The 13,297-nt window shown below is 64.7% G+C and carries 13 protein-coding genes; 5 read left to right on the forward strand and 8 right to left on the reverse strand.

All coding sequences use genetic code 11. The features are described from left to right. Positions 1-53: 53 nt before the first annotated feature. On the reverse strand, positions 54-419 hold the full coding sequence (locus AACG97_RS08170) for a YbaN family protein (RefSeq protein ID WP_009683670.1): 366 nt from the start codon (positions 417-419) through the stop codon (positions 54-56). A 7-nt stretch (positions 420-426) separates the two neighbouring features. Next, positions 427-1,014, reverse strand: a complete 588-nt coding sequence (locus tag AACG97_RS08175) for a YecA/YgfB family protein (RefSeq protein ID WP_009683669.1) — start codon at positions 1,012-1,014, stop codon at positions 427-429. A 241-nt stretch (positions 1,015-1,255) separates the two neighbouring features. Between AACG97_RS08175 and recQ the strand changes: the two genes are divergently transcribed. Together recQ and AACG97_RS08185 are read left to right on the forward strand one after the other, a co-directional pair. Further along, the gene (gene recQ, locus AACG97_RS08180) at positions 1,256-3,403 is read left to right on the forward strand and encodes a DNA helicase RecQ (RefSeq protein ID WP_054881887.1); all 2,148 of its coding nucleotides are present in this window, start codon (positions 1,256-1,258) and stop codon (positions 3,401-3,403) included. 150 nt (positions 3,404-3,553) lie between these two features. Continuing rightward, positions 3,554-3,991, forward strand: a complete 438-nt coding sequence (locus tag AACG97_RS08185; RefSeq protein ID WP_009683666.1) for a MarR family transcriptional regulator — start codon at positions 3,554-3,556, stop codon at positions 3,989-3,991. Positions 3,992-4,071: 80 nt separating this feature from the next. Here the strand turns inward: AACG97_RS08185 and AACG97_RS08190 are convergent, their stop codons facing one another. Next, a complete protein-coding gene (locus AACG97_RS08190; RefSeq protein ID WP_029887625.1) occupies positions 4,072-6,258 on the reverse strand; it encodes a patatin-like phospholipase family protein in 2,187 nt (728 codons plus the stop codon). A gap of 67 nt (positions 6,259-6,325) precedes the next feature. On the opposite strand from AACG97_RS08190, the gene AACG97_RS08195 reads away from it, so the two are divergent. Beyond that, the gene (locus tag AACG97_RS08195) at positions 6,326-6,607 is read left to right on the forward strand and encodes a SelT/SelW/SelH family protein (protein ID WP_054881888.1); all 282 of its coding nucleotides are present in this window, start codon (positions 6,326-6,328) and stop codon (positions 6,605-6,607) included. Position 6,608: 1 nt separating this feature from the next. Here AACG97_RS08195 and AACG97_RS08200 read toward each other — a convergent pair whose 3' ends face one another. Together AACG97_RS08200 and AACG97_RS08205 are read right to left on the reverse strand one after the other, a co-directional pair. Further along, a complete protein-coding gene (locus tag AACG97_RS08200; protein WP_054881889.1) occupies positions 6,609-7,493 on the reverse strand; it encodes a DMT family transporter in 885 nt (294 codons plus the stop codon). A gap of 89 nt (positions 7,494-7,582) precedes the next feature. Further along, complete coding sequence (locus AACG97_RS08205; RefSeq protein ID WP_009683661.1) at positions 7,583-7,894, reverse strand: DUF962 domain-containing protein; 312 nt, start codon at positions 7,892-7,894, stop codon at positions 7,583-7,585. Between the two features lie 152 nt (positions 7,895-8,046). Here AACG97_RS08205 and AACG97_RS08210 point away from each other — a divergent pair, with 152 nt between their 5' ends. Next, entirely contained in the window at positions 8,047-9,108 is a 1,062-nt protein-coding gene (locus AACG97_RS08210; RefSeq protein ID WP_225785747.1) for an AraC family transcriptional regulator, read from the forward strand. Here AACG97_RS08210 and AACG97_RS08215 read toward each other — a convergent pair. Beyond that, the gene (locus AACG97_RS08215; RefSeq protein WP_054881891.1) at positions 9,065-10,519 is read right to left on the reverse strand and encodes a TrkH family potassium uptake protein; all 1,455 of its coding nucleotides are present in this window, start codon (positions 10,517-10,519) and stop codon (positions 9,065-9,067) included. The two genes, AACG97_RS08210 and AACG97_RS08215, sit on opposite strands and share 44 nt — an antisense overlap. A gap of 171 nt (positions 10,520-10,690) precedes the next feature. Here AACG97_RS08215 and AACG97_RS08220 point away from each other — a divergent pair, with 171 nt between their 5' ends. Then, positions 10,691-11,248: an NAD(P)H nitroreductase gene (locus tag AACG97_RS08220; RefSeq protein ID WP_009683657.1), complete on the forward strand. Its 558-nt coding sequence runs from the start codon at positions 10,691-10,693 to the stop codon at positions 11,246-11,248. A 56-nt stretch (positions 11,249-11,304) separates the two neighbouring features. Here AACG97_RS08220 and AACG97_RS08225 read toward each other — a convergent pair whose 3' ends face one another. Further along, complete coding sequence (locus AACG97_RS08225; RefSeq protein WP_054881892.1) at positions 11,305-12,642, reverse strand: sensor histidine kinase; 1,338 nt, start codon at positions 12,640-12,642, stop codon at positions 11,305-11,307. A 59-nt stretch (positions 12,643-12,701) separates the two neighbouring features. After that, the gene (locus AACG97_RS08230) at positions 12,702-13,118 is read right to left on the reverse strand and encodes a Spy/CpxP family protein refolding chaperone (protein WP_009683655.1); all 417 of its coding nucleotides are present in this window, start codon (positions 13,116-13,118) and stop codon (positions 12,702-12,704) included. Between the last annotated feature and the right edge of the window lie 179 nt (positions 13,119-13,297).

The following is a 13,297-nucleotide window of genomic DNA, read 5'->3' on the forward strand; positions in this document are numbered from 1 at the left end:
TGGCTAAATACTGGGCGGGTTAGGCGAAAGTGATATTTGGCGACAAATTATTGTCACTTTGGCCTGTGCAAGGTTTTTTGCTTGAGGATGTAAAGGCTTACCAGCACGGCGCTGGTCAACATGAAGGCGCGGGCCCAGAACAGCGGCACCAGGTAGCAGGACAGCCCGATGCTGGCCCACATCAGGCCAATAGCATAGACCTTGCCTTTGAGGGGGATGCCTTCACCACTGAGGTAGTCGCGAATCCACGGCCCCAGTTTCGGGTGGTGGACCAGCCAGTGGTGAAAGCGTGGCGAGCTGCGAGCGAAGCAGGCGGCCGCCAACAGAAGAAACGGGGTGGTAGGCAATACCGGCAGGAATATCCCCAACACCCCCAGTGCGACGCTGAGCCAGCCGATGGCCAGCAGCAGGTAGCGCACAGCTGGCTTAGTGGTGGCGTGGCTTGAGCAGCGCCGGCTTTTCGTCAGGTGCGTGCAGCAGCAGGAACAGTGCCGTCAGCGCTTCGGGAATTTGCACGATCATGTCGTCCTGCAGGTTGGCGTTGCTGGCGATGTCGGCGAACTCCGGCTGCTCGTCGAACAGGCCCGAACCCACCATGATTGGCAGCAACATTTCGCTGACTTCCTCTTCTGCGTTCTCGAACCAGGCCTCTTCGCGCAGGAACACGCCTTCCATGAAACCGATGCACCAGCCGCGCAGGTCGGAATCGTCCGGCTCGTCAGTCAGGTCGAGGTCGCAGGGCAGTTCGAATTCATCGTCGCTGGCCAGCTGACGGGCAATGTGGGCCTTGAGTGCCACCAGGGTCGCTTCGATTTCGGTGCGCTGGGCTTCGCTGCTGTAGTGCGGCTCTTCGGCGAACAGGGCGTCGATCCACTCGCGCTCGGGCACGTCTTCGGCGTTGATCGACAGCGCGGTGAGGTAGCCGTGGGCGGCGACATAGTCCAGCGCTTCTTCGTGCAGCTCGTCGGCGTCGAGGAAGGCTTGCAGGCGGGTCAGTTGCTCGGCGAAGGACATTACAGGGCTACCTTGGGGAATAAACGATAACGAATTCTAGCACCTTGCGGCGGCAGCGGGGCAAAGGAACGTCTATCGCGGTGGTGCCCTGCGCGGGGCGGTGCTGCGGTATACTCCGCGATTTTCATCCAGGCGCGGTTTTACCGGCGGCCTGGCAAAAACCGCTTACGCATTTGGCGTGTGCGGGGCGGGTTTTTCGTCCAGCCTGTGTGCAGGGTGGTACGGCGATTTGGAGTTGCACATGCTCGAACAGGCTCAGCGCGTTCTCAAGGACATCTTTGGCTACGACAGTTTCCGAGGGCGCCAGGCAGCGATCATCGAATGCGTGGCCAATGGTGGCGATGCCCTGGTGCTGATGCCGACTGGCGGCGGCAAGTCGTTGTGTTTCCAGGTGCCGGGCCTGCTGCGCCCAGGCCTGACCGTGGTGGTCTCGCCGCTGATCGCGCTGATGGACGACCAGGTCGCCACGCTTGACGAGCTGGGCGTAGCCGCAGCCGCCCTGAACTCCACGCTCACGGCCGAGCAGCAGCGCGACCTGGCCGGGCGCCTGCGCCGTGGCGAAGTGAAAATGCTGTACCTGGCACCCGAACGCCTGGTGCAACCGCGCATGCTCGACTTCCTGCGCGACCTGGATATCTCGCTGTTCGCCATCGACGAAGCCCACTGCGTTTCGCAATGGGGCCATGACTTCCGCCCCGAATACCTGCAACTGGGCCAGTTGGCCGAACTGTTCCCGCATGTTCCGCGCATTGCCCTTACCGCCACCGCCGACATGCGTACCCGCGAAGAAATCGTTCAGCGCCTGCACTTGCAGGGCGCAGAGCGCTTCCTGTCGAGCTTCGACCGGCCGAACATCTTCTACCGCATCGTGCCCAAGGAAGCGCCGCGCAAGCAATTGATGGCGTTCCTTGCCGAGCGCCGTGGCAACGCCGGCATCGTTTATTGCCTGTCGCGCAAGAAGGTCGACGAAACCGCCGCCTTCCTTTGCCAGCAGGGCTTCCCGGCGCTGCCCTACCATGCCGGCCTGGCGGCCGAAACCCGCGCCGCCAACCAGCACCGCTTCCTCAACGAAGAGGGGCTGATCATGGTCGCCACCATCGCGTTCGGCATGGGTATCGACAAACCCAACGTACGCTTCGTGGCCCACCTCGACCTGCCCAAGTCGCTTGAGGCCTACTACCAGGAAACCGGCCGTGCCGGGCGAGACGGCCTGCCGTCCGATGCCTGGATGGCTTATGGCCTGCAGGACATGGTCATGCTCAAGCAGATGCTGCAGAACTCCGAAGGGGACGAACGCCACAAGCGCATCGAGCAGCACAAGCTCGATGCCATGCTGGCGCTGTGCGAAGAAACCCGCTGCCGCCGCCAGTCGCTGCTGGCCTACTTCGATGAAATTCTCGAGCAGCCGTGCGGGCACTGTGACAACTGCGTCGACAACGTCCAGACCTGGGATGCTACCGAGCCGGCGCGCCAGGCCCTGTCGGCGGTGTTTCGCACCGGCCAGCGCTATGGTGTGGGCCACCTGGTCGACGTGTTGCTGGGCAAGGACACCGAAAAGGTGCGCAATTTCGGCCATGAAAAGCTGTCGGTTTTCGGCGTGGGCAAAGGCCTGGCCGAAGCCGAATGGCGTTCGCTGTTCCGCCAGTTGGTGGCGCGCGGGCTAGTCGACATCGACTTGGAAGGCTACGGCGGCCTGCGCTTGTCCGACAGCTGCCGGCCTCTGTTGCGTGGCGAGGTCACCTTGCAACTGCGCCGTGACCTCAAGCCGCAGATCACTGCCAAAAGCGCGTCGTCCAGTGGCGGCAGCCCGGCCAGCCAACTGGTGCGGGCCGAAGAGCGGGAACTGTGGGAGGCGTTGCGCACCTTGCGGCGCAAGCTGGCCGAAGAACACAGCGTACCGCCGTACGTCATCTTCCCCGACTCCACGTTGCTGGAAATGTTGCGCAGCCAGCCGGTCAGCCTCAGCGACATGGCCCAGGTCAGTGGCGTGGGCGCGCGCAAACTGGAGCGCTATGGCCAGGCATTCCTTGAGGTACTGAACGACAGCGGCGGCACCCGCGAGGCGCCGAAGGTGGTGCTCGACCTGCGCCATGAACTGGTCAGCCTGGCCCGCGCCGGCATGACTCCAGCGCAAATCGCCGGGCAGCTCAACTGCAGCGAAAAGAATGTGTACAGCTTGCTGGCCGAGGCCCTGGGGCGCCAGGAGCTCAGCCTGGACCAGGCGCTGGACTTGCCAGAAGACCTGCTGATGGAGGTGCAGGACGCCTTCCTCGATGGCGAGGGCGAGCTGCCGCCGGTTGCGACCATCGCCCCGCTGTTTACCGGGCGAGTGCCGGAAGGGGTGCTGTATTGCGTACGCGCGGCACTGGCAGCCGAGTTCGAGCTGTAAGCCTGCGCCTGTTCGCAGGCACAAGCGCCATCTGCTGACCTTTGTCATGCTTTTTGACGATTTTCGCCCACGTCACCCTGGCCGAGCCTTGCCTGATGGGGCCGGGCATGGTTAGCTGCCTAATAATTAGATCTACTCAATGAGTTACCTATGCCTCTAACCGACAACCAACACCGCTTCGGCATGCAGCTGGCCCAGATGTCCCGGGGTTGGCGTGCCGAACTGGATCGCCGCCTGGCCGGGCTCAATCTGTCGCAGGCGCGCTGGCTGGTGTTGCTGCACCTGGCCCGTTTCCAAGACGCCCCGACCCAGCGTGAGCTGGCCCAGAGTGTGGGTGTCGAAGGCCCGACCCTGGCGCGTCTGCTCGATAGCCTGGAGGCCCAGGGGCTTGTACGCCGCCAGGCGGTGCTGGAAGACCGGCGGGCGAAGAAGATCGTGTTGTGCCCGCCGGCCAAGCCGCTGATCGAACAGATCGAGACCATCGCCAACCAGTTGCGCATCGAACTGTTCAGCGGGGTGGATGAAGCCGACCTGCAGGTGTGCATGCGGGTGCATGCCAAGATTCTGGGCAACCTGGAAAAATCCTGAGGCAAGGGCTGCCCTGCAGCCTTTCGCCGGCCCGCCCGCTCGGCGTGGCGGGCCCGACGCCCGGGCCCTGTACGTGCTGCCTAGAAGGTATGCCCCAGGTTCAGGTACACCGCCTGCTCATGCGCACTGTTGGTGCCATAGGTGAAATTCAACGGCCCCAGCGGCGTTTCCAGCCCGAGGAAAATACTCGCCGCATTGATGTAGCCACTGTCGAACGCATTGTCGTTGTTCCACGCCCGCCCGCGCTCCAGCGAACCGCCGATGTACAACGGGAAGTCCAGCGGCACATAAGCCCGTGGCGTCAGCCGGCGGTAGTAGACCACCCGCATCAGGCTCATGTTCTGGCCCGACACCGAGTCCTGGCGGAAGCCCGACAGCTCCCGCGCCCCGCCCAGCACGAAGCTGGAGGTCACCACTTCGGTGGCATCCAGCGTGCGCCCGTAGCGGCCGCCCAGCACGAAGGTATTCGGGCCGCTGCTGATGGCCTTGTCGAGGTTGAACAGCCATTGCCGGTAATCCTGGTCGGAATCCAGCGACTTGTCGTACTTGCGCAAGGTCAGACCGATGTCTTCGCCATGGTGTGGGAAATACACGTTGTCGAGGGTGTCGAACGAGTACTTCAGCTCGTAGAAACCTTCGTTGAAACTGACCTTGGGCAAGTCCTGGTCGCCAATGCGCACCTCGGCCTCGCCCCAGGCCTTGCCAACCCCCAGGCGCACTTCGCCGCTGTTGCCGATCTGCCGGCCCACGTTCAGGCCAAAGCCATAGCGCTCCAGGCGGTACTCGGCGACCGGGTCGTTGTCGAGGGTGGCCTCGATGTTCTGTGAGCCGAAGTCCAGGTAGGGGGCGACGAAGTAGCGTGAGCCGACATCCAGCGGTTGGTAGAACTCGCTGTACAGCGCTTGCTGGTCGCCGATCTGGCCGCGGGTCAGCCACTCGGCACCCAGGCTGTTGATGCCGTTGACCCGGTAGCTGGCGCCCAGGTTGAAGGCGCTGTCGCCGCGCAGGTCGTCCGACAGGTTCAGCCCCAGGCGCAAGTAGTCGGTGCCGCCGCGGCGGCCGCGGGCGTTGATCACCAGGGTGTTTTCATCGCCCTTGTGTACCACGCGGTACTGCACCCGGTCGAAGTAGTCCAGGCCGTACAGCGTGCCCATGTCGGTCTCCAGGCGGCCAAGCTCCAGCGGGGCATTGATGGGCTGGCGAATGTACGAACGGATCACATCGTCACTGACCTTGGCGTCGTTCTCGATTTTGATGGCGGTGATGATGGGCGTGCGTTGGCGCGGTGAACGGGCCACGGCCAGGCTGGTGCTGGCGTCTGGGTGGCGCAGCGCGGCCAGGCGCGCGTCGAGCAGGCGGGTAGCGCGGTAGCCGGCGTCGATCATGTCCCGCGCGCGGCCGAAGTCGGTCACGCCGTAGGCTGCCAGCGGCGGTTGGATGAGGATATCGTCGCGGCGCAGGCTGGCCAGTTGCTCTTCCGAGTTGCGCCGGGTCGTCAGCGTGATGGACTGGTTCAGCACATCGACCACGGTCAGCAACTGCTTGCGGTCGCGCAGCGGCGTACCGATATCCACCACGATGGCCAGGTCCACCCCCATGTCGCGTGCCACGTCGAGCGGAATATTGTCGACCATGCCGCCGTCCACCAGCAGGCGGCCGTCCAGTTCGACCGGGGCGAACACGGCCGGGATCGACATGCTGGCGCGGATCACCTGCGGCAGGTGGCCGCGGCGGAATACCACTTTTTCGCCACTGGCGATGTCGGTGGCCACGGCGCGGAAGGGGATGGGCAGTTTGTCGAAATCGCGCGTGTCGGCGGTGTGCGCCAACTTGCTTTCCAGCAGCAACGACAGGTTCTGGCCTTGAATCACCCCCAGCGGCAGGCCCAGGCTGCCGTCGTCGCGAAAACTGAGCTTTTGCTTGACCAGGAAATCGCGGTCATCCTGCTTGCGCCGGAATGGCACGTCCTCGCGGGGTGGGCTGTCAGACAGCGCCTGCTGCCAGTCGAGGGTGGTGGCGAGGTGTTCCAGCTCTTCGACACTGTAGCCCGAGGCGTACAGCCCGCCGACTACAGCCCCCATGCTGGTGCCGGCAATGGCGTCGATGCGTACACCCTGCTCCTCCAGCGCCTTGAGCACACCGATGTGCGCCAGGCCACGGGCCGCGCCGCCCGACAGCACCAGGCCGACCTTGGGCCGTGCCGGTTCGGCGGCGGTTGCTGTAAGCGAGGTGAGGGTGAACAGCAAGCAGAACAGCAAACGGCGCATCGTGGGTCTCAAACCGTGGGTCAAAGACCGCTAGTATAAGCCGCCCCTCAGCTGGAGTTATCTCAACATGGCCGACCACAAGCCGGAAATCGTCATCAATTATTGCACCCAGTGCCAGTGGCTGCTGCGGGCCGCGTGGCTGGCCCAGGAGTTGCTCAGCACGTTTGCCGACGACCTCGGCCGGGTGGTGCTGGAACCGGGTACCGGCGGTATTTTCCGCATCACCTGCAACGGCGTGCAGATTTGGGAGCGCAAGGCCGACGGCGGCTTCCCCGAGGCCAAGGTGCTGAAGCAGCGGGTGCGTGACCAGATCGACCCCCAGCGCGACCTGGGCCACAACGACCGCTGAGTCACCCGCCCTCGGCCAGCGGCCGCTGCGCTGGCTCGGCGGCCAGGCGGCTGGACAGCACGATGGCGAGGATGATCAGCGCGCCGCCCAGCAGCATGCGCACCGTGGGGATCTCGGCAAACACCAGCCAGGCTACGGCAATGCCGTAGACCGGCTCCATGCCGAACACCACGGCGGCAGTCCGGGCCTTGATGACCGCCAGGCTGGCGACGAACAGGCTGTGTGCCACGCCGGTGCAGAAAATGCCGAGCAGGCCGATCCACAGCCAGTCCACCGGCGCGACCGCGCTCAGCCCAGGGGCAGCGAATGCCAGTAGGCACAGGCCCACCACCAGGTTTTGCCACAGTGCTGCCTGCACCGCAGGCAAGCGACCAGAGCCTGCGCGGTTGGTCAGGGACAGCAGTGAGAACAGCAGGCCCGAGAACAGGGCCCACAGCAGGCCGCCGGTCGCTTCGCTGGCCAGATCGAAGGCTGGCGTGACCAGTACCAGGCCGAGGCTGACCAGCAGCACCAGCAGCGCTTCGTTGCGGCGGATGCGCTCGCGGAACAGCAGCCCTTCGAGCAGCACGGTAAAGGCCGGGAAACTGGCGAAGCCGAGGGTGGCGATGGCCACGCCGCCGACCTTGACGGCGATGAAGAAGCTGACCCAGTGGCCGGCCAGCAGCACCCCGCCGAGCAACAGGCGGCGCGCATCCTGACCGTTCAGGCGTTGCCAGCCAGGGCCGGTGACACTGGCGAACAGCGCCAGGGCGAGCACGGCGAAAGCGGCACGGCCGAACACGATGATCACCGGGCTGGCGCTGGCTGCCAGCTTGCCGAATACGCCGGTCAGGCCAAAGAACAGCGCGCCGATATGCAGGGCGCCGAGGGCGGTGCGGTGGTTCATGACAGGGGGCATCCTCGCAAGGCAAGCGGCCATTGTGCCTGAAGCCGTGCATGGCGAGGACCGGGTGGCGGCGGGCGCAGGCGCGCTGCTTACAGCCTGAGCTTGCCGAGCAGAATGTCGCGGAACATCACGAAGTCACCGGCAAGGCTGTAGAACGGGTAGGTGAATGTCGCCGGCCGGTTCTTTTCAAAAAAGAAATGCCCCACCCAGGCAAAGCCGTAGCCGAACAGCGGCACGGCCAGCAGCAACAGCCATTTGCCGCTGCCGATGGTGTAGGCCAGCAGGGCGATCACCAGGCTGGTGCCGACAAAATGCAGGCGGCGGCAGGTGGGGTTGCTGTGCTCACCCAGGTAATACGGGTAGAACTCGGCAAAACTGCGAAACTGCGCTGTGCGGTTCATGGCAGTGCTCCGGGGTTGATACGTCTGGACAAGATGCACGGCGTGGAGCCTCATTCGAGTCTAGAGTGATTGGCAGGGCCTACCAGTGACAATAGGCGCCAATTGAGTATCCTTGGGGTTCACCGCAGGAGCGGTCAGGAAAGAAGCCTGTCATGAGCGAAAGAACCACGTCAGCCAGTTGGGCATCAGGGATTGTAAAGGCACTCGAGCTGGAAGGGCTGGACTGCCGGGCCATGTTCAAGCAGTTGGGGCTGGATTTCGCCGCCCTCGACGATCCCGACGCGCGTTTCCCCCAAGACTCCATGACCCGGCTGTGGCAATTGGCAGTGGAACTGTCCGGCAACGAGGCCATTGGCCTGAACATGGCGCGTGTGGTACGCCCGGCCTCGTTTCACGTGGTGGGCTATGCGCTGATGTCCAGCCGCACCTTGGCCGAGGGGTTCGAGCGGCTGGTACGCTACCAGCGCATCATCGCCGAAAGCTCCGATCTCAGTTTCGTGCTGGGTCCCGAGGGCTACTCGTTGATCCTCACCGTGCACGGCGACCATCTGCCGCCCACCCGGCACAGTGCCGAAGCGTCGTTGGCCTGTGCGCTGGCGCTGTGCAAATGGTTGAGCGGCCGCCCGGTGCAGCCATGCCGGGTTTTGGTGCAGGGGCCGCAACCCAGGAATATCGAGCCGTACAAGGTGGCGTTCCATTCGCCGCTGATCTTCGACGCGCCGTATGACGCGCTGGTGTTCGAGCGGGCCGACATGGAGGCACCCTTGCCCACGGCCAATGAAGCCATGGCAGTGCTGCACGACCGGTTTGCCGGGGAGTACCTGGCGCGGTTTTCCGAAAGCCGCGTGACCCACCGGGTGCGCCAGGTGCTGTGCCGCATCTTGCCGCAGGGGGAGCCCAAGCGTGAGACCCTGGCGCAGGCCTTGCACTTGTCGCAGCGCACCCTGCAGCGGCGGCTGCAGGAAGAGGGCACCAGCTTCCAGGCGTTGCTCGACGACACCCGGCGCGAACTGGCCGAACAGTACCTGGCCCAGCCGGGCATGACCCTGCTGGAAACCGCCTACCTGCTGGGCTTCGCCGACCCCAGCAACTTCTACCGCGCGTTCCGCCGCTGGTTCGATACCACGCCCAGCGAGTACCGTGCCCGGCTCGGCGCCGTGGGCGAAGGGCTCAGTGACGCCAGAACGCCGGCATGCACAACACTAGCACGGTGATGATTTCCAGCCGGCCAAGCAGCATGCCGGCAGCCAGGATCCACTTGGCTGCGTCTGGCAGCGTGGCGTAGTTGCCTGACGGCCCGATCACTTCACCCAGGCCAGGCCCCACCCCGGAGACCGTACCGGCAGCGCCGGTCAGGGCGGTCATCCAGTCCACCCCCAGCAGCGACAGCAGCAGCGCCATGACGCAGATGGTGATGGCGAAGAAGAACGAGAACGTGAGAATCGAACGCACGATATCTTCATCGAGGCGGTGGCCGTTGTACTTCTGCTTGATCACCGCACGCGGGTGGATCAGTTGGTTGAGGCTGGCCTTGAGCAGGATGTAGGCGACCTGGAAGCGGAAGATCTTGATCCCGCCCGCGGTCGAGCCGGAGCAGCCGCCGACGAACCCCAGGTAGAAGAACAGCATCAGCGAAAAGTTGCCCCACAGGCTGTAGTCACCCAGGGCGAAACCGGTGGTGGTGACGACCGAGGTCACATTCAGCGCCACGTGGCGCAGCGCGTCCAGCCAGTGCAGGTTGGTGCTGTACCAGTACCAGGTTCCCAGAACCAGCCAGGTGACCAGCAGCATGCCCAGCAAGCCCTGCACCTGCTGGTCGCGGAGCAGCGCCCTGCGGTTGCCGCGCAGGGTGGCCACGTACAGGGTGAACGGCAGGCTGCCCATGATCATTACCACCACTGCCACCCAGTGCACGGCGGGAATGTCCCATTTCGCCAGGGACTGGTCGGAGGTGGAAAAACCACCGGTGGAAATCGCCGACATGGCGTGGTTGATGGCATCGAATGGGCTCATGCCGGCCCACCAGAAAGCCAGCGCGCCAAGGATCGAGAAGCCGACGTACACCCCCACGATCGACTTGGCGACCATGTGCGAGCGCGGCATGACCTTTTCGGAGCGGTCGGAAGACTCGGTCTGGAACAGGCGCATGCCACCAATGCGCAGCAGCGGCAGGATGGCCACCGCCATGGCGATGAAGCCGATACCGCCCAGCCAGTGCAGCATCGAGCGCCACATCAGGATGCCTGGCGACATGCTGTCGAGCCCGCTGAGCACGGTGGCGCCGGTGGCGGTGATGCCCGACATGCTTTCGAAGAAGGCGTCGGTGTAGCTGATGTGCTGGGTCAGCAGGAAGGGCAGGGCGGCGAACACGCAGACCACCAGCCAGCTGCAGACCGTCAGCAGGTACATGTCGCGTGGCCGCAGGTGCACATGCTCGGGTCGCCCTTGCAGCACCATGGCCAGCCCGGCAATGAAGGTGATCAGGCTGGACCACAGGAACGACGGCATGTCGCCGGTGCGTTCGAATATCACCAGGGTCGCCATGGGCACGGCCATGCCCACAGCCAGGGTGATCAGGAAGATGCCGATGATGAAACCAATGATCCTTAAGGTCGGCAACGCCATGTGATCTGCTCTGACTCGAAACGGAAGGGCGCCATTCTACCTATGGGCCGGGCCGCTGCAAGCCAGGCGCGGCACGCTGCACGAAAAGCTGGCGTGCTGCAGCTTGCAGCTTGCAGCTTAGGGCATGCAGCTTGAGAATGGCCGCACATTCCACTGCCAGGAGGGTAGCCGATGGAGGCTCTCGACGCATTGCTCAACCGTGTTTCCGTGCCACGCCTGACCGACCCAGCGCCCAATGCCGCCCAGCGCGAGGCGCTGTTCCAGGCTGCCCTGCGGGCGCCGGACCACGGCCAACTGCGGCCTTGGCGGTTCCTGACCATCGAAGGGCAGGGCCGCGAGAGGCTGGGCGAGCTGTTCGCCGAAGCGGTGCAGCACAAGGGTGAAGCCACCCAGGCTGCGCTGGACAAAGCCCGCGCCATGCCGCTGCGCGCACCGTTGCTGATCGTGGTGGTGGCCAGCTTGCAGGACCACTTCAAGGTGCCCAAGTCCGAGCAGCGCCTGGCGGCGGGCTGTGCGGCACATGGCATCCTGATCGCTGCCCATGCGCAGGGCATCGGCGCCGTGTGGCGCACCGGGGACATGGCCTTCGACGCGCATGTGCACAAGGGGCTGGGGCTGGCGGAGAACGAGGAACTGATCGGCTACCTGTACGTCGGCACGCCAATGACCGAGCCACGGACCGCGCCGGTGCTGGCCACCGCTGATTTCGTCACGGGCTGGGGCGAGTGACGCGGGCGCGAGCAAGGGCTGCGCTGCAGCCCTGAACGTACACGGCCCTGGCAGCCTTACGCTGAAGCGGTTTGCACAGGCAGTTCAAGCCGGGCGACAAAGCCGCCCTGCGGGTGGTTGTGCAGTACCAGGCTGCCGCCATGCCGCTCCGCCGCCTTGCGCGCAATCGCCAACCCCAGGCCGTGCCCTGGGGCCTCCTGCCCCGGTGCGCGGAAGAACGGCTCACCCAGCTGGGCGAGGTGCTCCGGGGCTGCACCCGGGCCATGGTCGCGCACACAGATCACCACCCGCGCCTGATCACGCACGGCACTGACTTCAATGGGCTGGCCTGCCGGGTTGAAGCGCAGGGCGTTGCGCAGCAGGTTGTCCACGGCCCGCTCGATCAGTGTCGGCCAACCTTGCAAGACCAGCCCCGGTTGCGCCTCCAGGCGCACGTCCTGGTCGGGCGCGCCGAGCAGGGCGTCCTTGCGCACACTGCCCAGCAAGGCATTGAGGTCCACCGCTTCGGCGTGGGCCTGTTCGGCATCCACGCGGGCCAGGGTGAGTATTTCGCTGATCAGGTCTTCCAGCCGGTCGCACTCGCGGGTCAGGCGCGGCCACAGGGCCTGGCGCTGTTCGGGCTCGGCGCGTTCGGCCAAGGCCAGGGCAATGCGCAGCCTGGCCAACGGTGAGCGCAGTTCGTGGGACACGTCGCGCAGCAATTGGCGCTGGCTGGCGAGGGTGCTTTGCAGGCGCGCACCCATTTTGTTGAAGTCGTTGGCCAGCACGCCGAATTCGTCACGCCGGGCTGCCAGGCGCGCCAGGCTGTTCTGCTGATATGTGCTCTGGCCCAGGTCGTGCACAGCGCTGCGCAGGCGGCTCAACGGGCGCGTGATGGACAGCGTGACCAGCAGGCTGAACAGGGTCAACACCACCAGGGCGATGCCCAGTGCGCTGAGTGGCCACATCAGGCTGTCCCGGTGCCACTCATCCAGCGCCGGGTGGGGGATGCGGTAGATCAGCAGGTAGGTCTGGCCGGTGTCGGGGCTGGTGTATTCCTCGGTCAGCCGGCGCCATGGCAAGCGACGCTGGTCGTTGTGCTGGCGTGCCTCGAAAGCTGCCGCCCGCCGCGGGAACGTGCCGGGCACCACCGCGTCACCACTGTCATCGAGCACCTGCACGTCGATCTTGTAGCGGTCCTTGCGTTGTTCCAGGAACTGCTGCGCGGCATTCACGCCCTCCTGCTCGTAGTGCCTGGCCCACTGGCTGGCCAGCGTGTTCAGGCCGGGGTGGCGGCTGAGGATCCAGGCGTCTTGGTTGAGCATGTGCCCAAGCAAGATCGACAGCCCTGCAACCAGGGTGATGGCCAACCAGAAGCTGGCCAGGATGCGCCAGAACAGTGAACGCAAGAGCACCTCCTAAAACAGAAAAAGCCCGGCTCGCGCTGGGGCGAGCCGGGCATCGGGCTGACAGCTTACTGGGCCTTTTTGGCTTTTTCAGCTTTCCAGGCCTGGAACTCCTGCCACTCGGCTTTCTTGGCAGCGCGTTCCTTTTGCAGTTCGTCGAACTTCTTCTGCTGGTCTGGCTTGAGCAGGTTGCGCACGGCGGTGTCGGTCTTGGCGCGGCTGGCTTGCAGTTCGTCCTTCATGGCTTTCTGGTCGGCAGCCGGCAGTTTGGCCAGGTAACGCTCGGTAATGTCGCGGCGCTGCTGCATTTGCTCGCCCATCAGCTTGCCGATCTGCTGGCGCTGGTCACGGCTCAGGTCCAGTTGCTGGAAGGCCGCTTCACCGCGGTGATGCGGGCCGTCGTGACGTGGGCCGCCGTCAGGCATGGCCATGGCTACGGTTGGCAGGGCGGCGGCGAACATCAGGGCGATAAGGGTCTTGCGCATGGTGTCTCTCCTTTCATAGGCCGGTGGTTACCGGATGAGCACAGTCTAGGGAGATCACCGTCAAGCGCAGTCAGTGGATGGTAAAGGCTGGGTAAAGAACAGCTGCAAGCTGCAAGCGGCAAGCGGCAAGCGGCAAGCTACAAGCTACAAGCTACAAGCTTAAAGCTACAAGTGAAGCC

Source organism: Pseudomonas sp. Nvir, assembly GCF_963778085.1.
Taxonomy (GTDB): domain Bacteria; phylum Pseudomonadota; class Gammaproteobacteria; order Pseudomonadales; family Pseudomonadaceae; genus Aquipseudomonas; species Aquipseudomonas juntendi.

What these genes read in the sequence shown, in the direction of transcription:
- AACG97_RS08175 (WP_009683669.1), bottom strand. Translation starts at nt 1,014, where the DNA reads ATGTCCTTCGCCGAGCAACTGACCCGCCTGCAAGCCTTCCTCGACGCC.
- recQ (WP_054881887.1), top strand. Translation starts at nt 1,256, where the DNA reads ATGCTCGAACAGGCTCAGCGCGTTCTCAAGGACATCTTTGGCTACGAC.
- AACG97_RS08185 (WP_009683666.1), top strand. Translation starts at nt 3,554, where the DNA reads ATGCCTCTAACCGACAACCAACACCGCTTCGGCATGCAGCTGGCCCAG.
- AACG97_RS08190 (WP_029887625.1), bottom strand. Translation starts at nt 6,258, where the DNA reads ATGCGCCGTTTGCTGTTCTGCTTGCTGTTCACCCTCACCTCGCTTACA.
- AACG97_RS08195 (WP_054881888.1), top strand. Translation starts at nt 6,326, where the DNA reads ATGGCCGACCACAAGCCGGAAATCGTCATCAATTATTGCACCCAGTGC.
- AACG97_RS08200 (WP_054881889.1), bottom strand. Translation starts at nt 7,493, where the DNA reads ATGAACCACCGCACCGCCCTCGGCGCCCTGCATATCGGCGCGCTGTTC.
- AACG97_RS08205 (WP_009683661.1), bottom strand. Translation starts at nt 7,894, where the DNA reads ATGAACCGCACAGCGCAGTTTCGCAGTTTTGCCGAGTTCTACCCGTAT.
- AACG97_RS08210 (WP_225785747.1), top strand. Translation starts at nt 8,047, where the DNA reads ATGAGCGAAAGAACCACGTCAGCCAGTTGGGCATCAGGGATTGTAAAG.
- AACG97_RS08215 (WP_054881891.1), bottom strand. Translation starts at nt 10,519, where the DNA reads ATGGCGTTGCCGACCTTAAGGATCATTGGTTTCATCATCGGCATCTTC.
- AACG97_RS08220 (WP_009683657.1), top strand. Translation starts at nt 10,691, where the DNA reads ATGGAGGCTCTCGACGCATTGCTCAACCGTGTTTCCGTGCCACGCCTG.
- AACG97_RS08230 (WP_009683655.1), bottom strand. Translation starts at nt 13,118, where the DNA reads ATGCGCAAGACCCTTATCGCCCTGATGTTCGCCGCCGCCCTGCCAACC.